The following is a 22,795-nucleotide window of genomic DNA, read 5'->3' on the forward strand; positions in this document are numbered from 1 at the left end:
TTTAGCTATTTGATCAATTTTAGTTTACGTAAAATACCCATTACCGTTTTGTTGGCATCTTCGGATATTTTGAAATACAATACGCCTCCTCCAAATACAGCACAAATCAATAAGGAACGTACTGCCACTGTCATCATTATCCCTACCAATCCAGACCCTAACGTAGGAATAAGCGTTGCCAAGAAATAGGTCAATATAAACAATCCTAAAACTTTTACAGTCGCCGCAGTAAATGGTTGCAGTTTGAGTTTGAATAAAATAAAGAAATATTTCGTAGCATTGTATACCACGACCGATGTAAGTGCTGCCAGCGCTGCACCATTAAAGCTGTAAATGGGGATTAAAATCAAGTTTGTCACGATAATCAACACTGCCAACAACACATAAAAGGCCAAATCGTAGCGATAGTATTTTGAGTTAATTAATATCTCCGAATTCAATCCTGTAGCCATATCTATCACCTTACTCATACCAAAGAAAAACACCACCCAACGACCTTGCGAATAAATATCTGCTTTGGGTAAAAGTTGGAAAATTTCGTCTACATTACACCAAATACCAAGAAATAAAAAGCCTCCTACGATAAACAAGACAAGAGAGGATTTTCGGTAAATTTCCTCGATATGTGCCATATCATTTTTCTGCCAAGATTCTGCCAACAAAGGCAAACTGATAGAAGCAATGGCATTTCGTGGAATAGCAATCACAAGGGCTATTCTGGAAGCAATATCAAAAATCGCCGTAGTATTTAACCCTCCGTCGTAGGCAGGTAACATGATTTTCTCTACGTGCTGAATCAACGTGAAACTAGCTCCAGCTAATAATACCCATAAACCATATTGGTACATTTCCTTGAATAAGGGACTCTTATAAATGTTCCAATCAATGGTCAAATATAGCTTACCAAGTATTTTGATATACGCAAACAAAGCAATAATACCAAGTATGTAGGTTACTACTGTAATACCAATTAATTGTTCGAAAGAAATATATCCTAATCCAAAAAGAATGACTAACAAACCGTTGGACAATCGCAGTCCTAACTCCCGAATAATAGCAGGTACTACTATACGCAAATGCACTTTTGCATAAGCTTCTAACACCGAAATATAAGCAATACAAAAAGTCAGTGGTAACATATAATAGTAATACTGACTCAGTAGTGGCGACTTGCTTTCGTAAATTCCGTTGAAAACCGATTGTAAAGAAAGATACAAAATTGCGAAGATGCCTAAACCTACCAATGGGGTTACCAATAAAAAACCTAAAAAGCCATTATGGCGTTTTTCGTCATCTGCAAAACGATTGAAATAGCGGGTAGCAATATGTGGCACCCCAATTTGGGCAAATGAAGCAAAAACTGTTGTAAAACTGACCATAGCCGAAGCATACAGACCAAACTGTTCTTGCGTCAAAAATTTATTGTAAATAACAAGGACGTTCAATACCCCCACTGCCGTTCCTACATAAGTAACGATTGAACTTTTTAATCCTTGACGAATAATAATGCCCATAATTTATTGAGTGATTTAGCAAGTTGGTGATTGAGCGATTAAACATTTATCCATAAAATACTATTTATCAATACATTTAATCACTTTTTACCGCTCTTAAACTTCTTTACAAAACGACCAAATTGGAATTAAAACTTCCTAATTGTATTTCTTTAGCTATTAACTTTTTATTGCAATACGACCTGTGTAATCGATACGGTTTAACAACAATGAACCGTTGAAATACTCATCAACTGCACGTTTACATCCTTCCCAGTGACCATAATCATCAATTACCAAAACTCCTTTTTGAATCAATAAAGGATACAAATATTTCAACTCATGAGCGGTAGACTCGTACCAGTCTGTATCCAAACGCAACAACGCAATCGGTGCTTCGGGCATCGTAGCAGGAATAGTATCTTCTACTTTTCCTTTTACAAAATGTACCAAATCTTGAGGGTATCCTGTCGAACGCATGTTGTTTTGAACATCATTTAGGTCAGCCAAGCACCACACAGAATTTTGTTTATTCTCCACATTTTGCTCCATCAACTCCTTGGCCTGTCCACCACGAAAATCCACATCGTCGGCTGTTGGTTCTGACATACCTTCGTAGGTATCATACAAATAAATTGCACGGTTGCTCACGCCCAATTCCTTTAGTGTTAGCGCAATCATCATTGAGCTTCCACCTCTCCAAACACCACACTCCACAAAGCTCCCAGCAATATTATTTTTGACTATGTATTTAACTGCATTATAGAGTGCATACATACGTTCAATACTTGTCATGGTGTAAGGCTGGCAAGCCTTCAAGATTTTTAAGAATGTTGGATCATTGATAAAATCCTCTTCTTTTTGCACTTTGGCAATTTTATAGCCAAACGGTTTTAATAATTTGCTAATCATAAATTTATTGGAGTAAACGGAAATGGATTGTGAGCTCTATCGCTCAGAAAATATGTGAATCTATTGTGTCTATTTTGAAAATAGCCGCCAGATGATTTATCATAGCGGCTACATACCTATATAAAGCCCACAAAAATAGACAATCTAATCATAAAATGCTACTTTCTAAACCTTCGTAGAAATATCATTTTTCCAATATCTCTCTCAGCGTATCAACTCTTTTCGACATTTCGTAGTAATCTTCCATGTGTTGGCGAGCGCTTCGTCCCATTTCTCCACAAAGTTCTGGATTATTAATTAGCTGAGTCATGTAATTTGCCATTTGTTCCCAATCACCCTCATTCACTAAAAATCCTGTTTTTTCATGAACTACAGCGTCTTTGATACCTGCATGATAGGTACTCACAATTGGTAATCCAACGGCCGAAGCTTCCAGAATTGATACAGGTGTGCCTTCTGAATCGCCATTTGGCGCAAACATCGAGTGTTGGACAAAAACTCTTGCCGTTTTCAGTAAATCTATAATCTCTGTGGGTCTTTTTACACCTAGTAATTCAACCTGAGATTCTATTCCCAACTCTTTTATTAAAGCTTTTGCCTCATCCCAAAGCTCCCCCTCTCCTATCATTTTTAGTTTGGCATCTGGTACTGTTTGCAACACCTTATGAAAGGCCTTTATAGTTGAAAAAGGTGATTTTTTAGCCGTAAATCTACCCACTGCCATGAATATCTTATCGTTGTTCTCAGGCTTACCCAAGGTAAACAAACTCGTATTGACAAAACAAGAATTGAATATTACCTTATCAGGATCTGCTCCAAACTCGATTAACTTATTTCTCATATCCCTTGAAACAGCAATAATACCTTTCACCGTCTTGAACATCTGCTGATAAGCAGGCAAATACTTGTCTAATGTAGCTTTGTCGTTTGCATCAAATCCATGAAAGTGAACCACTAATCCAACATTAGCCTTTACACAAGCATAATTGATTGTTGCTCCCATAGGTCCATATTGAGCCAAGACAACATCTATGTTGTTTTTGGTTAAATATCTGGCTAAGAAAAACGTATAAATTTTATGATACAAACTAGGTAGCACATTCCTCAAACCTCCTCGTACATAAAGAATATTGAAAGGGAAAGGAAGAAAGGATACATCATTTTTGTCAAGAGAGGGATACCAACCTTCATAAATCGTGATTTTAGGTTGCAGTTGTTCTATTTGGTCATGGATAAAAGTTTCACTAAATCGAAACTTATTAGGATATGCAAAGCAAAGGTTCATTATCTATCGGCTATTAAAAATGTACACTCGAAAACAAAAATAGAAGGATAATATTTATCCTTCTATCTTGTTTTAATATAAGTTGTATTAAAACTGGATTTTGAATCTCTTTTCTCAATTTAGGAAGTATTAAGTAATCGTGCAGAATGAGAGTTATTTATGTGTTTAGGCACTAGGCAACAGGCGCAAGGCAAAGAGTATTAAAATGTTTTTTAGTAACCACAGCCATGCTTTTTTCCAAAGCCCACCGCCGAAAGCCGATACCTGAAAGCCTAAAGCACAATCTTAAATTTTATTTTGCACGATAACTTACAGCTGATATACGATTAACAAAGAACTTCTTTCTATTTAGTTTGATGAAAGTTGACCTATTTCCTCTACTGACAAGGCACGTTTATATATTTTCACTTCATCAATGGTACCAATAAATCCTTGTCCTGTATGTCTATTCCCCACATAAAACCTTTGAGTTCCATAGCCATATCCAGCAGATTTTCCCTCTACGGGCAAACTTCCCATTTGCTTTCCATCTATATAGGCCTTAAAGTTATGCCCATCACGAGTAAAAGCTAAATGCACCCACTTTTGGGCAACCATAGAAGACAATGTATTCAGTGTGACTACCAAATTGCTACCATCTTCGTTGTAGCTGGTCAAAGCCCAACCCGAAACGCCATAATAATTGTTAGATATATTGATAAGTTGATCTCCTCCCGAAGAACCTATGGACATAGCTGTTCTAATAGTACCTTCTGTTGGAACAGATTCAATCATAGCCCACAGTGACACCGTAAAATCGTTTTTAATAGCAGGCTTTGGAAATTCAATATAAGAGTTTCCATCAAAGTAATAAGCGCTATTGGCATTACCATTTTTATCATCTGTCAGTCGAGCACGGTAAATACTGATAGCATTATTGGTTCCTTTCAAATCATTCGTGTTTCCATTAAATGAATAATATGAAATAAAGTCTTTGGGACTTAAATCAGAGTTTTTACACCCCAAAAAACATAATAATAATGGAATATAGTGAATAAATTTCATGAACAAGAATGAGATTTAATCTCAGAGCTAAGTACCAATACTACCTTTTCTTCGCTACCAACACATACGTACAAGCATCTTTATCAATAGTATCTTGCGCTGTAATTTTATCAAAAAAGATAATCTGAGGTTGCATAATAATAGCTAAAAGAGGACGAAGAAATTTGGGAAGTTTAAATAATAACCCGTCCTGAAATAGTTGGAGTCCCATCGCTGCACGACCAATAATGCCTTTAAAATACACTACTTCAAAGCCTTCATCTTCTACAATTTTGCGCAGACCTGTCGATGTCCAACGCCAAAAATCTGTTGGATCAGGGTGAAACATCCAATAACCATGCGTACTCAAAATTAATAGTCCATCATTTTTTAAAACACGATGTGCTTCTTGTAAATACTGCTTGGGATCCACAACGTGTTCAAGTACTTGTGTCGAAAGCACAACATCAAGCTTCTCGTCATCGAGCTGGATAGCGCCTGTTGGAGCAATATGAATATCTGCAATGGGGTTAAGTTCAAGGTCAATACCCAAATATTGGGCTACAAAAGGAGCTACGATTGGCTCATAAGGCTTATTGCCACAGCCATAATCTGCTAGTGTAAGTTTTTGAGGACTTTTGGCCAAAAACAATTGCACAACCTCCTCGATTTGTGCGCGCAATTTACGCAAGTAATAATAACGAGCGGCCATTCGCCCAAATAATGAGGGATATAGTCTTTCTATTCCAGCTTCTCTTTCAGTCATCATGATTGGTTATAAATCTTGTCTTGAAGGACTTTCTATAAAAATATCCATTTATAAACAAGTCAAATAATCGCTTTGTCTATGTTGGTGATTAGATGTTTATCAAAGTCAGAAACGTTGTACTCATACCTTTCAAAACAATTTGCAAAGCTACTAAATTTTGCTGTTTAAAAGCAAAAAGCTCCCAGTAGAACTGAGAGCTTTGATACTTGTACAAATTGTGTTAATCTTTTTACTTCAAAAATGCCTTCGCTTCGGCTGTTGTCGACTTATACTCTGCCAATTTCAAACATTTCTTTACATATTCTTTGGCTTTATCTTGATTGCCTTCTCTACGAGCAATTTTTGCCAAACTCAAATATGCCAACGCATGATAATCTTTCGTAAATCGCTCATCGTAAGGCATTTTGACACCTTTTAGTAAATATGCTTCTGCTTGGTCGTCTTTATGCTGTCTTTCTAATTGAATTCCTTTAAAGATTGAGGCTGCACATTGGAACATAATTCCTTTTTGTTTTTGAAGCTTAGCTACATAATCATCAGCCTCCTCAAACTTGTTGAGAGCTGTCAAGATTTCAGCTCTTTGCATTTGATACAATAAATTGTCTGGAAATTTTTCTATCAACATCGAATTATAATGCAATGCTTTGGCTGGCGTGCCTTCGTATTTCATATATACATAACCCGCGTAAAAAGTCGCTTCGTTTTTCACAAAAATAGTTTTGCGTGTCGCCAAGTCTAGTTGCTGTAAGCCAAGCTTTTTATTTCCATCTGCAAAAAAGAACATGAAAGGCTTAATCAAAGCATGAGTTTCGGGATATTCAACACGATAGTAGTTGTAGATCCCCGAAGAAAACAAAAATTCTGGTTGTTTTTCTGTCCATTCTAAACCTTTTTTCAAATAACTATAGGCTTTTTTAGCAACTCCAACAGCCTTCATAAATTCCTGATTATCGGCATCATAAGCCGCTATATACCCAAGTGTTGCCAATTCAAAAAAGTTGGCTTCTATATCATCATCATCTTTGTCGAGCATAGCTTCTGCCAAAGTACGACTCTGAATCAGATAGTTTAAATACACTTTTTGCTGTGCTGGATAGTCTTTCAATGGAAAATATTGAAGTTCTGTTTGCAGTGCCATTAAGGTATAAGAAACAGGATGATTAGGATAACGAGCTCTAATTTTCTGGAAGATTTCTGTTGATTCTTTAAAATCATAAGAATACATTTTTTCTAAACCTGCCTGAATTTGGTGACGAACATTAGTATCGTTTAAAATTTGAGCTTTTGAGATGTTGAAAGAGATGCTTAAGAGTAAAAGCAATGTGATAAATTTCTTCATAAGTTTTTGGTTGCGTATTGATGCAAGTAATCAATCTATACTACGACGATAAGGTTAGCAATATATGTGGTAAAGTCTTTTAATACAAATCAAACCGATTTATGTACATTTGTGTTTACTATTCAATTAAGCCATGGCAATTTGCTTTGAGTCTTAAAAGATTGTTTTGTCTTTATTTTCGACCAGACCCTTGTTCGTCAAACCACAGAGAGAACCACAAGACTTGGGTTATACTCATACTCGGCATATATGATAAGCTATTCACATTTTATACTGAACAACGGACTTAAAGTTTACGTTCACGAAGATCATTCTACTCCCATTGCAGCAGTAAATATTTTGTATAATGTTGGCTCGCGCGATGAAGACGAAAACAAAACGGGCTTTGCTCACTTGTTTGAACACTTGATGTTTGGTGGCTCCAAAAACATTGCGAGTTATGATACCCCACTACAACGTGTGGGTGGCGAAAATAACGCTTTTACTTCGCCAGATATTACCAATTATTATATCACACTTCCTTCAGTGAACCTAGAAACGGCCTTTTGGCTCGAATCAGACCGTATGCTTTCGCTTTCGTTCGATCCAAAAGTTTTAGAAGTGCAACAAAAAGTAGTAATTGAAGAGTTCAAACAACGCTATTTGAATCAGCCTTACGGTGATGTTTGGCTCAAACTTCGTCCTTTGGCATACACTACTCACCCGTACCGTTGGGCTACGATTGGAAAAGAAATTTCGCATATCGAAAATGCAACTATGGACGATGTACGAGAGTTTTTTTACAAACATTATTTACCCAACAATGCCGTAATGGTTGTGGCAGGAAATGTGACATTGGAACAAGTAAAACAATTAGCTAAAAAATGGTTTGAGCCTATTCCAGCAGGTAATGTAACACCACGAAACTTACCTCAGGAACCTCGCCAATTGGCAGCCCGTTTTCTGGAAACAAACGCCAAAGTACCTCTAGATGCTGTTTACAAAGTATTCCATACTCCTGCCAGATATGCGGATAATTTTAATGCGGTAGATTTGGCAAGTGATATTTTGGGACGTAGTAAATCATCAAGATTATACAATAAATTGGTGAAAGAAAACCCACTTTTCAACTCTGTAAATGCTTACGTTACGGCATCGCTCGACCCTGGTCTATTGGTTATTCAAGGTAATCTTAATAGCGGTGTTAGCATTGAAGAAGGTGATGCTGCTATTCAAGAAGTATTAAACGACTTTTTATCTCAGCCAATTGATGAAGAAGAATTGACAAAGGTAAAAAATCAGGCTGAGTCAACCTTGGTTTTCTCGGAAGTAGAACTTCTGAACCGTGCTATGAATTTGGCTGTGGCGGCCAATGCAGGCGACCCAGAGTCGGTCAACCAAGAAACAGAAAAAATTCAAGCTGTCAACGCCGAACAATTGTCGACATCAATCAAAGATGTTTTAAGACCAGAAAATTGTTCAACGTTATACTATCGCTCAGAGGCATAAAATATTACATACTGGTAATAAGGGATAATGCTCTTGTTACCTTTTTCTTAAATATTAAAACATGAAAATCAGAGTAGGACAAGGATATGATGTTCACCGCCTTGAAGAAGGTCGTGATTTTTGGTTGGGAGGTATCAAGGTTCCTCATACACATGGTGCAGTCGGACACTCAGATGCCGATATTGCTTGTCACGTAATTTGTGATGCACTTTTAGGTGCTGCCAATATGCGTAATATTGGGTATCATTTTTCGGATAAAGACCCACAATGGAAAGGCGTTGATTCCAAAATATTATTGGCACGAGTGATGGAAATGATTCGGGAAGCAGGTTGGGAAGTCAACAACATAGATGTGACTATTATCTTACAAATACCAAAGTTAAACCCTCATATTCCAGAAATGAAACGAGTATTAGCTGAGGTAATGAAGATTGACGAGGAAGATCTTTCTATCAAGGCTACTACCTCAGAGCATATTGGTTTTGTAGGTCGTGGTGAAGGAATTGCTGCCCAATGTGTGGCCTTGATTACGAAGTAGTTGTGAATTTGAAGTATCTATTTCGGATATCGGATGTGGGATTTTGGAAGTGTAAGCTTATATGTTTTTAAAACAAAGGTATTTTTCTTTATTTCCGAAATCTGAAATCCCAAATCTGAAATCCCAAATCGCTGAACCCTTATCTCTTAAAATATTGTTAACTAAAAAACTGTTTCTCATGAAATTCTATAAATATCAAGGCGCTGGAAATGACTTTGTCGTGATTGATGACCGCGATAAAAGCTTTCCTGTTTCTCAAGAATTAATAGCTAAAATGTGTCATCGTCGTTTTGGTATCGGTGCCGACGGTTTGATGCTTTTGCAAAGCGATGAGCAATATGACTTCCGCATGGTCTATTTCAATTCTGATGGTACCGAAGGTTCAATGTGTGGCAATGGTGGACGTTGCTTGGTTCGTTTTGCGCATGATTTAGGCGTTATTGGCGACCAAACTACGTTTATCGCTATTGATGGAGAACACGAGGCATCAGTAAATCCTGATACTATTTCATTGAAAATGATTGATGTAAAAGGTGTTGAAAAAACTGAAAGATACGACTTTATGAACACTGGTTCTCCACACTATGTTGAATATGTGGATAACCTTGCGGAATATGATGTTTATTCACATGGTAAAGGTATTCGTTACGGCGAGCCTTTTGTGAGTAAAGGCGGAACCAATGTCAACTTTGTCGAAGTTACAGGCCCAAATGCTCTTTCGGTACGCACTTATGAGCGTGGTGTCGAAGACGAGACCTATGCTTGTGGAACAGGCGTTACAGCTTGTGCTTTATCGGCAAATCTTCGTTTAGGATTTGAAAATGCCATCGACGTAAAAGTATTAGGAGGCGATTTAAGAATTGAATTTACCAAGACTGGTGAAGATAGCTTCGAAAATATTTACCTCATCGGTCCGGCAGTAAAAGTATTTGAAGGAGAATATTAGGAAGTATGAGTTAGTACTGTACGAAGGATTATATAAACTGTTTATTTCGGATATCGGATGTTGGATTTCGGAAGTATAATCTTCTATATTTTGCAAAAAACAAAGGTGTTTTACTGTATTTCCGAAATCAGAAATCCAAAATCCGCAATAGTTAGAATTCCTTCGTACAGTTCTGAGTATGAGTGATGAGTCTTCCCAAGTTTTAAGGTTGGGTTTATTCTCATAATTTTTAACAAAAAGCGGTTGGAAAATACTTTCCGACCGCTTTTTTGATGCTACTATGCTAGATTTTACTCAGTTTGAGTTGACTCATTTTGCTTTATTCCCCTCTAAAAACGACATACAAATACCCATCATAGCATTTGCCGTCTTTGAGGATAGATTTTGGTTGAATAGACTCCAATTGATACCCGCCTCTCTCTAGCACTTTTTGCGATGCTTTGTTCGTATCGAATACCCCTGCAAAAATACGTTGAATATGTGGGAAGTGTTCAAATGTATAAGCTGTCATTTGCTTGAGTGCCTCCGACATAATTCCTTTTCCCCAATATTCTTCACCTAGCCAGTAACCTATTTCGGCTTGGCACGCATGAATATCTTGCCCCAAAATTATACCTATACATCCCACTACAGCATCATCGACACATATGGCCAACGAAGTGTAGGGTGGTTTTTGACTTTTGTTAAAATCAATCCACCAAATTGCATCGTCATGTGTATAGGGACTAGGAAAAATATTTCTCAAATACTTAGCAACATTAGGATTATTGGCATGTTTGACCAGAGCGTTTTCATCTCCTTCTCGAAATGCTCTGAGTGTAAATATTGTGGACATACGACGTTTTCTGTTTTCTTTATTTCTTTAGCAACTCTCTGCCTTTCGGCACTATTCTCCTTTTACTAACAAATATTTCATTAACTTTTTGAAAATACGTATATTCAGGATTAGTATTTGCTAGACTTTCATCAATAGCTTGTGATAAAATGCTTAAAAGTAGTTTGCAAAACTCATTTCCCTTTATACCATGTCAAAAAATCGTAAACCTGCCAAAACCATTGCTCAACCCAAACCTTCTGGCGCAAAACTCGAGACAAATCTCGCTACTGATACCTCCACGTCTTGGCAATTTTATTTAGGAATTGTTCTGCTGTTGGTCATAGTACTTATTGCTTTTATGGGTGGATTCAATCATCAATTTGTAGACTGGGATGACCATGTATATATCGAAAATAATTATTTGGTAACGCAACCTTCAGGACATTGGCTAGAAGCTTGGCAGAGCCATGTAGCACTCAACTATCACCCACTTACGATTTGGTCATTGATGCTCAATGCCAGTATTTGGGGAAGTACTTCAGCCAAGTCATTTATCGTAACCAATTATCTCCTTCATAGTATCAATGTATTGTTGGTAGGATATTTAGCCTTTTTACTTAGTAAAAAGAATAAAATAGTTGCCTTGTGGGTAGCCCTCATCTACGGAGTTCACCCTATGCGTGTTGAGTCTGTAACGTGGGTATCTGAGCGCAAAGACGTCCTTTATGGGCTATTCTTTTGGGCTGCTTGTATTGTATACGTACAGTATTTACAGAAAAACAAAAACGCCAAATTAGTTTGGACATGGGTACTATTTGTTCTATCCTGTCTTTCAAAAGCACAAGCGGTGGTATTGCCTGTGGTTTTACTACTGTTGGATTATTGGTACGACAGAAAGTTGGAGCCTAAAGTATTGATAGAAAAAATACCATTCTTTATGGTATCGTTGTTATTTGGACTAATCGCTACAAATATTCAAGCAGGAGGTGATTTTCATGGGATGATACATGCTATTGGCGAACAAAAAACTGCCTTAGATTTGAAAGTATTTACCCTTGGCGAACGCCTTCAGTTTGCAGGATACGGTTTTATGATGTATTGCTATCATCTATTTTTACCACTACAACTTTCTCCTTTTTATCCTTACGAAAGTAGTGGCGCTCACGTGCAATTTTATACTGTAGGACTAGTTTTCACGATTATTTTACTACTATTGGTAGGAGTATTTTATAAAAAAAGTAAAGCTTTCTTTTTTGGAATAGCCTTTTTTACCATAACGGTTGCTCTAGTTTTGCAATTCATTTCAGTGGGTGCAGCTATTATGGCCGATCGTTATACCTATATCCCATATTTTGGTTTGTTATTTGCGGTTGCGCTCGGCTTGGTATATATCCAACAAAAGTCACCACAAATTGGGCAAATCGTATGGACAATAGCCTTTTTATTTGGTGGTTTTTGTTTTGTCCAGACCAAAGCGCAAGTGGCTGTTTGGGAAAACACTGGCACCTTGTTTAGTACTATTATTCAGCGCTATCCTGATGATTATCGTGCTTATTATACCCTAGGGAAATATCAAGGCGAAAAAGAAGGAAAATTAGAAGAGTCTATCGCTAATAACCTCAAAGCAATTGAACTGGGTTATAAAGGCGATACTGGTCCTTGGGAAAACTTAGGAACGGCTTACGGAATCAAAGGTGATACTCCAAAAGCATTACAATATTTTGATGAAGCCATCAAGAGAGGTACTAAGTCAGGCGAGACTTATATGAACCGAGGAATTGCTTATTTTACGCTTCAACAGCCCCAAAAAGCTATTCCCGATTTTGAGAAATCCTTGACCATGCCAAATCGGAAAAAAGCGCAAGCATTGACCATGTTAGGAGCTTCTTATATTTCAATAGGCAACCCCAAGAAAGCACTGGAAGTATTAAATGAACTCATCAAATCAGAACCACAGGTAGATTATTCGGCTAATCTCAATCGAGGTATTGCTCATCAGCAATTAGGACACAATACGGAAGCCGAAGCTGACTATCGAATTGTTTTAGCACAACAACCCAACAATGCTGTAGCTTTACAAAATCTTAAAATAATGGGCAAATAAGAGTGTAGAGTTGTTACTTGTCCTTGCCTAAAGAGTAAAGTTTGTTTATCCCGTGAAATAACTTTACTCTTTTTCTCCTTTTATCTATTGCTATAGTTACTATCTTTAGCCAATTCTATTTTTCTTCTTGTTGTTGACGCTCTTTCCATTAGGTTTTTACCCGAACAGATTTAAAGAAATATTTATCAAATTCTTGTTGTAAATCACATTTTGTGTCTTACTTTCCTGAAAAATATTGGTTCTAAGTAACATAAAAGTAGTTAGAAAAGCGTTTTGTCAAGGGAGCAAACACTACATAGATATGAATAAAATATACCTTCTTACACTCTCATTAATACTGTTGTTGGGAAAGTCAGGACACGGACAGTCATTTTTATCATTTGGTAAAAATAAATCTAGAAGTACAGAAAGTAAACTCTACGAAAAGCACTCTTCTGTAGCGTTTGGCTTAGGAACAAGTCATTATTATGGTGACTTGGCACCCTATTATCGTATCATCCCTTCTTTTATGCAAGATATCCGATGGAATGTAGGAGCTGAATGGGAGCGCTATCTTTCTCCACATTGGGGCGTTCGGGTGGGCTTATCATGGGTACGCATTGCTGGTGACGACAACAAGTTTCAGGGTGTGGCAGGAATGGAAAGCTTTTTTATGCGAAATGCTCATTTCAGAAACGATGTAAAAGAATTATCTGTGGTTGGTGTATATCAATTAGCCAAACAAAATCGTAATTATCGTGCTCGTACCAAGCTTATGCCTTATTTGTTTGCAGGTGTTGGGGTATTTCATCATAATCCTATGGCAAAAGCTCCTCAAGGCATTAGTATTCCAGCGGGACAATGGACTAGTCTTCAGCCTCTTGGTACCGAAGGACAAGGTCTGCCAGGATATGCCTCTCCTTACAAGCTCATTTCGGTCAGTATTCCTGCGGGTATAGGGATTAATTATAAAGTAAATCAAAGTTGGGATTTTGGAGTAGAGTTTAGTCTAAGATACACTCTCACTGATTATCTCGACGACGTGGGTGGCCCTTATGTCTTACCACAAGATGTTCAAGACCCAAATACCTTGGCATTCAGTCACAGAGAGTTAGAAAGTACATCCATCACTACGGGGCGTGACCGTCTACCCGAAATTCGTCAGTGGTTTGTCAATGCAGGTTTGTCAACCTATGCAGACCCCAATTCGCCCATCAATCCAAGAGATGCCGCGGTATTTTACAGTGGTAATTCGCGTAATGCGACAGGAAAAATTAACGACAGTTTTTTAATGACTCGTATCAAGCTAGTTTATCACTTGATGCCAGCAGTAAAATGTCCTCCATTGAGATAAAAAGTCCATTTTTGGGGCATAAAGGCGTTTTAGAATTAAAGTTCTAAAACGCCTTTATTTTTGATAAAAATCGATGATAAAATCTCGAAGATTATGATTTTTAGTTTGTTTTTGAAGCTAAAACGCTTAATTTAGTGTAAGCAATCGGCTCGATGAGCAGAGTACTGTGACCCGAAATGTGAGGTCGGTGTGTTGATTTTAATAGATTTTTCAAGATTAATAGACTATATCCTTCGTAGTGTTATTGTATTTCTGCCTCTTTCCTGTCTAAATGCCTTAATTATTAACCCAAAAACAATCACAATTCAAACCACTATTCATAGAAGTGATGAGTGAAGAGTATCTATAATATAAAAGTTTGTACGAGTCGTTTTTTTGCTTTTCAATAAAATTCTCATTTTTCAAATTTTTACATGTAGTGTATTTATATATGGTTAATTAGGGTTGTACAAAGGATTTCAAACTATTGCAGATTTGGGATTTCTGATTTCGGAAATAAAGAAATATACCTTTATTTTTTTTACAAAATATAGAGAATTATACTTCCGAAATCCAACATCCGATATCCAAAATAAACAGTTTCATAATCCTTCGTACAGTACTATATGGTTAATAACTAATTTCTGTTAACGCTTTTCCACTTTAGTCCCCCAACTGTGTTAATATGTCCGTAGAAGCTGTAGCGATAGACTTAGAATTAGAAAAGAAGGAAATCCTTAAACGGTACAGAAAATTACTCGCAAGTGCCAAACCCTATCTTCGTGATAATGATGCCAAGTTAATCAAACAAGCATTTTTGATGTCGGTCGAAGCGCATAAACACATGCGTCGTAAATCTGGAGAACCTTATATCTACCACCCCATTGCGGTAGCGCAAATTTGTGTGGATGAGATAGGGCTCGGAGCTACGTCGATTATTTGTGCTTTGCTACACGATGTAGTAGAAGATACGGAGGTAACACTCGACGAAATTTCAGAGCAGTTTGGTTCCAAGGTTGCCAAAATCATCGATGGATTAACCAAAATTTCAGGCGTATTCGAACATGGTTCTTCTCAACAAGCAGAGAACTTCAGAAAGATGTTATTGACGCTATCTGATGATATCCGTGTGATTTTAATCAAACTTGCCGATCGTCTGCATAATATGCGTACACTCACAAGCATGGCACGCGATAAGCAACTGAAAATCAGCTCAGAAACATTTTATCTGTATGCTCCTCTTGCACACCGCTTGGGTTTGCACGCTATCAAGTCCGAGCTAGAAGACCTTTGTTTAAAATATACTGAACCAGAAGTCTACAAAGAAATTGCGAAAAAGCTCAAAGAAACGAAAGCATCCAGAGAGAAGTTTATTCAAAGCTTTATCCGACCTATTGAGAAAGGGCTTCAGGATATGAATTTCAAACATGTCATAAAAGGACGTCCAAAATCGATTTATTCAATTCATAATAAACTCAAAAAAAGCAATGTACCTTTTGACGAGATATATGATTTGTTTGCTGTTCGAGTTATTTTGGATGTTCCCAAAGAACAAGAAAAAGCAGCTTGTTGGGCAGTATATTCAATGGTAACTGACCATTACAAACCCAACCCCGACCGTTTGAAAGACTGGATTTCCAATCCCAAATCCAATGGTTACGAGTCATTGCATACTACTGTAATGGGTTCAGGTAAAAAAGGTCGTTGGGTAGAAGTACAAATCCGTACTACACGAATGGATGAGATTGCTGAAAAAGGCTTCGCCGCCCACTGGAAATACAAAGGAAATGATACTCGTACCAATAAAGCTTTTGAATCGTGGTTGTCGCAGATTCGCGAAGCCTTAGATTCTTCTGACAAAGCCCAACAATCAGCAGTGGAATTGGTCGATGATATTCGTAGTAGTTTGTATAATGAAGAGGTATTTGTTTATACGCCCAAAGGAAAACTGGTTGTTCTTAAAGACGGTGCAACAGCTTTGGACTTTGCCTTCGAAATCCACACAGAGGTTGGCGCTCGTTGTATCGGGGCCAAGGTCAACAATAAGTTAGTGCCATTGAGTTACAAACTCAAAACGGGTGATATTATCGAATGTATGACTTCGGCAAAACAAAAACCATCTGAAGATTGGTTAGGTTTTGTGGTAACTACCAAGGCCAAGTCACGCATTAAAGACTATATCAAAGAAGCTAACAAACAGCACGTCATTGTGGGGCGTGATATGGTGGAGCACCGTTTGAAAATTCTTGGTATCAATGTACTAACCTTAGAGGTAACCAACCAGCTAAGAGCATATTTCAATGCCAAAGATGCCAACGACTTATTCTATCGTTTTGGAAAAGGTTATATCCAACTAGACGAACTAAAACGCTGGAAGTCTGACCGAGAATCGCATGAGCGTAAGCAAGCTGCAAAGAGTATTCAGGAGCCTTTAACCAATACCAAAAACTTGGTAAAAGAGCTCAAGAAACTTCATGGCGACCGCAAAGATGCCGATGCTTTATTGATTGGAGAAGATATGGATAAGATTGATTACACATTGGCAAAATGTTGTAATCCAATCGCAGGTGACGATGTATTTGGTTTTGTAACTATCAACGAGGGTATCAAGATTCACCGTACGAGTTGTCCTAATGCCCCCGAATTGTTGTCACGACATGGCGACCGCGTCCTAAAAGCCGTGTGGGCATCTAAGATAGAAATGTCTTTTGTGGCACATTTGATTATCAAAGGAACCGACCGCATGGGTTTGATGAACGACGTTACGAGAGTAATTTCTCAAGACTTGCAAGTCAATATCCAAAACCTTTCTATTGGCGTAAAAGATGGCATTTTTGAGGGAAAAATTGCTTTGATGGTCAATAACACTGCGCATCTAGAAAAATTAGTAAGCTCGTTAGAGCAAGTAAGTGGCGTTGTGGAAATCGAGAGAGGGGAATAAAGAATATTTCGGATATGGGAAGTTGGATTGCGGATTTAGAAAATCTTAAATCCGCAATCTTATATCCCATATTAGTACTGTATAAAGGATTTCTAACTATTGCAGATTGGGGATTTCTGATTTCGAAAAAAGTAAAATACCTCGATTTTTTCAAAATATAAATAAAACGGTAGGTTACATTTCCGAAATCCAACATCCGATATCCGAAATAGATAGTTCTTACAATCTTTCGTACACTACTAATCTACGATACTGACTAAAGCTTTCTGATAAATTTCCATTTTAATCTGAAATTGAGTTATTTTGTATAAAGAATAGATTTAGTCTAAAATTGAATCTTCATGAATTATTGAGTGTTTAGTTTTTGGACATTGAACCAGCTTTTCATAAACTAATCACCGAAGCCATTAAACAATGCCATCAAACGCTAATTTGGAGGCTGTAAAGAAAATTTTTACAGCATATCTTGAAAATAAAGGGCTGAGAAAAACGCCAGAACGCTTTGCGATTTTGGAAGAGATTTACTCACGTGACGACCATTTTGATGTGGAGGAGCTTTATATTTCGATGAAGAATAAGAAGTATCAGGTTTCGCGTGCAACTGTGTATAATACCTTAGATGTATTAGTAGAATGTGATTTGGTTTCCAAACATCAATTTGGTAGAAATATTGCACAATACGAAAAATCTTATGGCCGTCGCCAACATGACCACTTGATTTGTACTGACTGTCACCATGTAACTGAGTTTTGCGATCCACGTGTCCAAACCATTCAGTCGATGGTGGGCGAAATGCTACAATTCAATGTGATGCACCACTCTTTGATTTTTTATGGTTCATGTACCAAAACGGATTGTGAACATAAAAAAGCTCTTCAACAACAGCTTTCTGTTAATGGCGAATCTGACCATTAGAATAGAATTCTCTGGAGTATCGTAAGTATAATACCTCAGAGAATTCTCAAATTTCCTCTATAGATAAGGGCTTTTCCTAATAAGATTAATTATCTTTGCCTTTCATTTCGTACCGCAGGCAATGGCCTGTAAAATTTCGTAACTCTAAATACGGGCGTAGCCTGTGATACCAAGTAATAAAAATGGCAGTAGATGTATTGTTGGGTTTGCAGTGGGGCGATGAGGGTAAAGGTAAAATCGTTGACGTTTTAGCTCCTAAATATCAAGTTGTTGCCCGCTTTCAAGGTGGCCCTAATGCTGGACACACATTAGAATTCGACGGATTCAAACATGTTTTGCATCAAATTCCTTCGGGAATTTTTCGTCAAGAGGTTCAAAACATCATCGGTAACGGTGTGGTTCTTGACCCAATCATCTTCAAAAAAGAAATCGATGGTCTTGCAAAGTATAATTTGAGCTTGCAACAAAACCTCGAAGTTTCAAAAAAGGCTTCTATTATCCTTCCTACTCACCGCCTGCTAGATGCAGCTTACGAAAAAGCTAAAGGTGATGCCAAAATCGGATCTACTTTGAAAGGTATCGGTCCTACTTACACAGACAAAATTTCTCGTCAAGGTTTGCGTGTTGGAGATATTATCTCTCCAAACTTTAAAGCAAAATATGATGCGCTTGTAGCTCGTCATAAGGGTATCTTGGATGTTTATCAGTTTGAATATGATTTGACTGCTGCTGAACAAGAGTTCTTCGAAGCGGTTGAATTTATGAAACAATTCAACTTGGTAGATTCTGAATATTCTGTAAACAACGCGTTGACAGAAGGAAAAACAATCTTGGCTGAAGGTGCTCAAGGTTCTTTACTTGATGTAGATTTTGGTTCATATCCTTTCGTAACATCTTCAAACACTGTTACTGCTGGTGCTTGTACAGGTTTGGGCGTTGCTCCAAAAAACATTGGTGAGGTTTACGGTATCTTCAAAGCTTATGCTACACGTGTAGGTTCAGGTCCTTTCCCGACGGAATTGCTTGACGAAGTAGGTGAACGTATGCGTCAAGAAGGTCGTGAGTTTGGTTCAACTACAGGTCGTCCTCGTCGTTGTGGATGGATTGATCTTCCTGCATTGAAATATGCTATGATGATCAACGGCGTTACACAATTGGTAATGATGAAGGTTGACGTATTGAATATTTTCGAAGAAATCAACATTTGTACGGCTTACAAATTGCCAGATGGTACTATCACTGAGCAATTGCCTTACGATTTAACAGATACACAAGTAGAGCCTATCTACGAAACATTGAAAGGATGGAACACGTCTTTGGCTGGCTTAAGAACTTTCGAAAGCCTTCCTGCTGAATTGACTGGCTACATTGCTTTCTTGGAAGAAAAATTAGGCTTGCCAATCAACTTTATCTCGACTGGTCCTGACCGTGATGAGTGTGTGTTGAGAGGTGCGTTAGCTTAAGCTATTGGCTTTGGGCTTTTAGCAGTCAGCTAATTAACAAATTATAAATGCTGAATTGCGAGTGGTGAATTGTGAGTGTAAAATATTGATAAACAAAACTTTACACTCACAGTTTCCCTCTTACAATTCAGCATTTATGTTTTATACACAAACCATTTTGTTTCTAAAATGAAATTCATATTCTTAATAATCACTCATACACTCAATCACCATTCACTCAATTAGAAATTTAGAAATTTTTATGTAGTTGTAAATACTGCAACAGCATAATGGTTTTTCCATCTTTTATTTCGCCTGTTTTCACCATATTGATTGCTTGTTCAAACGGTAACTCTAGTACATCAATTTCTTCATCTTCAACTCCCCCTCCTTCATTTGCAACGTCTTCTTGGGAATATTCAGCAATAAAGAAATATAAAATTTCAGTTACCGAACCAGGACTCATGTAGGCTTCAAAAACTTTTTCTACTTCCGAAATACGATAACCCGTTTCTTCCTCAGTTTCTCGCTTGATAGCTATTTCTGGTTCATCTTGGTCGAGCAAGCCTGCACAAGTTTCAATAAGCATTCCATCTTTGTTGCCGTTAACATAGGTCGGAATTCTAAACTGTCGGGTCAAAATCACCGTTTTTTTCTGACTATTATACAAAAGAATGGTAGCGCCATTGCCTCGGTCATAAACTTCACGAGATTGTGTTTCTATTTTACCATCTTTGCGCTGATATTCAAAAGTGTATTTTTTTAAAATGTACCAATTGTCAGACAAAAGCTTTTCGTCGATAATTTTGATGGATGAAGTCATAAAACCAATTTGATTATTTTTGATTGAAAATGATTATTTTTGATTAATTATTCAAAACAACTAAATTTCCCATGAATTACCAACTCCGCAAACAGCTTATTTTACAAACGGTCGAAGAAAAAGGCTCTGTAGAAGTCAAAGACTTAGCCGATTTGTTACAAATTTCTGAGATTACAGTACGAAGAGACTTAGCGACTTTGTCTGAGCAAGGTCTTTTGTATCGCACACATGGCGGAGCGATGAAAATGAGTTTGTTACAAACACCTACAAGTTTTGCCAACAAGTCCACTAGTCGCATGGCGGAGAAGGACTATATCTGCCAAAAAGCTAGTCAATTAATAGAAGAAGGTGATGTGATATTTCTAGATTGTGGCAGTACGGTGTCCCGTTTGTGTCAGTATATCAAACATAAACGCATCAAAGTCATCACTAATTCATTGCCAATTGTGTATGAGCTAATGGGGACTGAGGTATCTGTCAATCTTATCGGTGGAGAGCTAGATGCCGAGCGACAAGCTATTCATGGAACAATTGCCTTAGAGCATATCGCTCGTTATCAGGCCAATAAGGCATTTTTAGGGATCGATGGCATATCATTGGCTAGAGGTTTGAGTGCTGCCTCCGAAAAGGAAGCGAGCATTGCAACAGCCCTTGCCCAGCACGCCCAAGAAGTCATTTTGTTATGCGATGCCTCCAAGCTTGAAAAAGAAGCCTATCTACAATTTGCCTCCTTCGATATGCTCGATGTATTGATTACTGATGCCTCAGCGGATAAGGCTTTATTGGCACAATATGAGCAAAAAGGCTTGAAAATTATTGGTTAGTATCTCAAGAAGTAGAGCTTTTCTAAAAAGCTATTCCGATATTTGTATATTGATTAGAGATATACCCACATTCTCTAGTATCATCACTTTTTCTCGAGTCATATGGATAAATCTTTTTTACAATATCTTTTTTCAGAAGACATTATTTACAAAATTCCTGCTGATGCAGCCAATAAACAAGACCTTGCTGCTCCTGTTGTAAAAGTACCTGAAGAGATTCAACCAGAAAAAGTACAAAAAACTGTAGTACCACCAACACCTGCTCCTGTAGCAAGTGTGCCAGACTTTATTCCATATAATCCTAAAAATCAAGTGTTGATTTTGGTAGATAATATCAATCAAGAAGAAATGGAGCTTTTGGGAAAAATCTTGGGAGCCGTTCAATTGCAAATCAACCAAGTAGACTTATTAGACTTATCAAAAGTGGGCGATACAAGTTTAAAGAATATTTTGACTCAAAAATCACTTCGACAACTACTTACTTTTGGCGTATCATTATTCAGAATACAATTAGAAATTCCATTGACCCCCTATCAGATTAGAGAAGTGCAGGGCGTAAGATTTTTGTATTCGGATGCTTTAGGAGAAATAAAAGACGACGTAACACGCAAAAAAGCCCTTTGGTCGGCTATGAAAGCATTTTTTGCTTAAAAGCAAAAGCGTTTTGAGCAAAAAACATCTCACTCAAAACGCTTCATTTTTTACAACATTTTACCATTCCATTCGTGGCATTGGACTTACATCCTGACCACAAAATTCACCTTTTTCAGCTTTGAAATGCGCCGCCATCGCAATCATCCCAGCGTTGTCGGTACAATATTGAAATTGAGGAATATAGACATTCCAAACAAGCTCGTCTCCCAACTTCTGTAATTCGGCACGCAAACCCGAATTAGCAGAAACTCCACCTGCGATAGCAATATCCTTAATTTTATATTGCTTAGCTGCTTTTTTGAGTTTTTGAAGCAAAATTTTAATTAAAGTATGTTGCATCGAAGCACAAATATCCTTGATGTTCTCCTCAACAAAATTTGGGTTCTTGGCAGTTTCTTTCTGTAAAAAGTACAAAAATGCTGTTTTAATTCCTGAGAAAGAATAATTCAAACCTTGCATTTCGACAGTCGGAAATTCAAAGCGTAATGGATTACCTTCTTTGGCATACTTATCGATAAGTGGTCCACCGGGATACGGCAAATTCAATAGTTTTGCGGTTTTGTCGAAAGCTTCACCAACAGCATCGTCTTGGGTTTCGCCAATAATTTCCATGTCGAGAGCCGAACGAACAAACACAATTTGTGTGTGACCACCGCTAACGGTCAGACAAAGGAATGGAAACTGAGGTTTGGGCTCATCAATAAAATGTGCCAAAACGTGCGCTTGCATGTGGTGTACATCAATCAACGGAATATTCAAACCGAGTGCCAATGCTTTGGCAAAAGAAGTACCCACTAATAAAGAGCCCAAAAGCCCTGGTCCACGTGTAAAAGCTATGGCATTTAGGTCAGATTTTGTTATCTTCGCTGTGGCTAAAGCTTCGGCTACTACAGGCACAATATGTTGCTGATGGGCACGGCTGGCAAGTTCGGGAACAACGCCGCCCCATTTTTGATGTATGGCTTGGCTTGCGACAATATTGGAATGAAGTTTGCCATCAATAATAACGGCTGCTGAACTGTCGTCGCAAGAGGATTCTATCGCTAAAATGGTCATGTTTCAAAATTTTTCACAAAGATAACCAATCATTTTTAAAGCTGGTTAACATTGACAAATAGGTAGCCTAGCAACCAAGTCAAGTAAACATCTTTAAACTTAATATACGGCTTT

At 37.7% G+C, this 22,795-nt stretch carries 19 protein-coding genes; 10 read left to right on the forward strand and 9 right to left on the reverse strand.

Going from position 1 to position 22,795, the window contains the following annotated elements; all coding sequences use genetic code 11:
• Positions 1–5: 5 nt before the first annotated feature.
• From QM524_RS08765 to QM524_RS08790, 6 genes are all read right to left on the reverse strand, one after another.
• On the reverse strand, positions 6–1,514 hold the full coding sequence (locus QM524_RS08765; RefSeq protein WP_283344264.1) for a lipopolysaccharide biosynthesis protein: 1,509 nt from the start codon (positions 1,512–1,514) through the stop codon (positions 6–8).
• A 159-nt stretch (positions 1,515–1,673) separates the two neighbouring features.
• Positions 1,674–2,405 (reverse strand): TylF/MycF/NovP-related O-methyltransferase, encoded by a 732-nt coding sequence (locus QM524_RS08770; RefSeq protein ID WP_283344265.1) that lies wholly within the window; start codon positions 2,403–2,405, stop codon positions 1,674–1,676.
• Between the two features lie 184 nt (positions 2,406–2,589).
• Positions 2,590–3,690: a glycosyltransferase gene (locus QM524_RS08775; protein ID WP_283344266.1), complete on the reverse strand. Its 1,101-nt coding sequence runs from the start codon at positions 3,688–3,690 to the stop codon at positions 2,590–2,592.
• A 348-nt stretch (positions 3,691–4,038) separates the two neighbouring features.
• The gene (locus QM524_RS08780; RefSeq protein ID WP_283344267.1) at positions 4,039–4,734 is read right to left on the reverse strand and encodes a LamG domain-containing protein; all 696 of its coding nucleotides are present in this window, start codon (positions 4,732–4,734) and stop codon (positions 4,039–4,041) included.
• Between the two features lie 40 nt (positions 4,735–4,774).
• A complete protein-coding gene (locus QM524_RS08785) occupies positions 4,775–5,482 on the reverse strand; it encodes a class I SAM-dependent methyltransferase (RefSeq protein ID WP_095162278.1) in 708 nt (235 codons plus the stop codon).
• A 229-nt stretch (positions 5,483–5,711) separates the two neighbouring features.
• Positions 5,712–6,821, reverse strand: coding sequence for a tetratricopeptide repeat protein (locus QM524_RS08790; protein WP_283344268.1), 1,110 nt, complete (start codon positions 6,819–6,821; stop codon positions 5,712–5,714).
• 249 nt (positions 6,822–7,070) lie between these two features.
• Here QM524_RS08790 and QM524_RS08795 point away from each other — a divergent pair, with 249 nt between their 5' ends.
• The 3 genes from QM524_RS08795 (at position 7,071) to dapF (ending at position 9,793) form a co-directional block, all read left to right on the forward strand.
• Positions 7,071–8,309, forward strand: a complete 1,239-nt coding sequence (locus QM524_RS08795) for a M16 family metallopeptidase (protein WP_095162274.1) — start codon at positions 7,071–7,073, stop codon at positions 8,307–8,309.
• A gap of 61 nt (positions 8,310–8,370) precedes the next feature.
• Entirely contained in the window at positions 8,371–8,847 is a 477-nt protein-coding gene (gene ispF, locus QM524_RS08800) for a 2-C-methyl-D-erythritol 2,4-cyclodiphosphate synthase (protein WP_283344269.1), read from the forward strand.
• A 178-nt stretch (positions 8,848–9,025) separates the two neighbouring features.
• On the forward strand, positions 9,026–9,793 hold the full coding sequence (gene dapF / locus QM524_RS08805) for a diaminopimelate epimerase (RefSeq protein ID WP_283344270.1): 768 nt from the start codon (positions 9,026–9,028) through the stop codon (positions 9,791–9,793).
• A 319-nt stretch (positions 9,794–10,112) separates the two neighbouring features.
• On the opposite strand, the gene QM524_RS08810 is transcribed toward dapF, so the two are convergent.
• Positions 10,113–10,628: a GNAT family N-acetyltransferase gene (locus tag QM524_RS08810; protein WP_283344271.1), complete on the reverse strand. Its 516-nt coding sequence runs from the start codon at positions 10,626–10,628 to the stop codon at positions 10,113–10,115.
• A 190-nt stretch (positions 10,629–10,818) separates the two neighbouring features.
• Between QM524_RS08810 and QM524_RS08815 the strand changes: the two genes are divergently transcribed.
• The 5 genes from QM524_RS08815 (at position 10,819) to QM524_RS08835 (ending at position 19,345) form a co-directional block, all read left to right on the forward strand.
• Complete coding sequence (locus tag QM524_RS08815) at positions 10,819–12,714, forward strand: tetratricopeptide repeat protein (RefSeq protein ID WP_283344272.1); 1,896 nt, start codon at positions 10,819–10,821, stop codon at positions 12,712–12,714.
• A 301-nt stretch (positions 12,715–13,015) separates the two neighbouring features.
• Positions 13,016–14,047, forward strand: a complete 1,032-nt coding sequence (locus QM524_RS08820) for a hypothetical protein (RefSeq protein ID WP_283344273.1) — start codon at positions 13,016–13,018, stop codon at positions 14,045–14,047.
• A gap of 664 nt (positions 14,048–14,711) precedes the next feature.
• A complete protein-coding gene (locus tag QM524_RS08825; RefSeq protein ID WP_166579785.1) occupies positions 14,712–16,967 on the forward strand; it encodes a RelA/SpoT family protein in 2,256 nt (751 codons plus the stop codon).
• Positions 16,968–17,381: 414 nt separating this feature from the next.
• The gene (locus QM524_RS08830) at positions 17,382–17,882 is read left to right on the forward strand and encodes a Fur family transcriptional regulator (RefSeq protein ID WP_095162259.1); all 501 of its coding nucleotides are present in this window, start codon (positions 17,382–17,384) and stop codon (positions 17,880–17,882) included.
• 182 nt (positions 17,883–18,064) lie between these two features.
• Entirely contained in the window at positions 18,065–19,345 is a 1,281-nt protein-coding gene (locus QM524_RS08835) for an adenylosuccinate synthase (RefSeq protein ID WP_095162257.1), read from the forward strand.
• A gap of 229 nt (positions 19,346–19,574) precedes the next feature.
• Here QM524_RS08835 and nudK read toward each other — a convergent pair whose 3' ends face one another.
• Positions 19,575–20,147: a GDP-mannose pyrophosphatase NudK gene (gene nudK, locus QM524_RS08840; protein ID WP_283344274.1), complete on the reverse strand. Its 573-nt coding sequence runs from the start codon at positions 20,145–20,147 to the stop codon at positions 19,575–19,577.
• 71 nt (positions 20,148–20,218) lie between these two features.
• On the opposite strand from nudK, the gene QM524_RS08845 reads away from it, so the two are divergent.
• Positions 20,219–20,971: a DeoR/GlpR family DNA-binding transcription regulator gene (locus tag QM524_RS08845; protein ID WP_283344275.1), complete on the forward strand. Its 753-nt coding sequence runs from the start codon at positions 20,219–20,221 to the stop codon at positions 20,969–20,971.
• Positions 20,972–21,073: 102 nt separating this feature from the next.
• Positions 21,074–21,622, forward strand: a complete 549-nt coding sequence (locus tag QM524_RS08850; RefSeq protein ID WP_283344276.1) for a hypothetical protein — start codon at positions 21,074–21,076, stop codon at positions 21,620–21,622.
• 60 nt (positions 21,623–21,682) lie between these two features.
• Here QM524_RS08850 and tsaD read toward each other — a convergent pair whose 3' ends face one another.
• Positions 21,683–22,681 (reverse strand): tRNA (adenosine(37)-N6)-threonylcarbamoyltransferase complex transferase subunit TsaD, encoded by a 999-nt coding sequence (gene tsaD, locus QM524_RS08855; protein WP_283344277.1) that lies wholly within the window; start codon positions 22,679–22,681, stop codon positions 21,683–21,685.
• Positions 22,682–22,795: the final 114 nt, after the last annotated feature.

This window comes from Flectobacillus roseus (assembly GCF_030056595.1).
GTDB classification, from domain to species: Bacteria; Bacteroidota; Bacteroidia; order Cytophagales; family Spirosomataceae; genus Flectobacillus; species Flectobacillus roseus.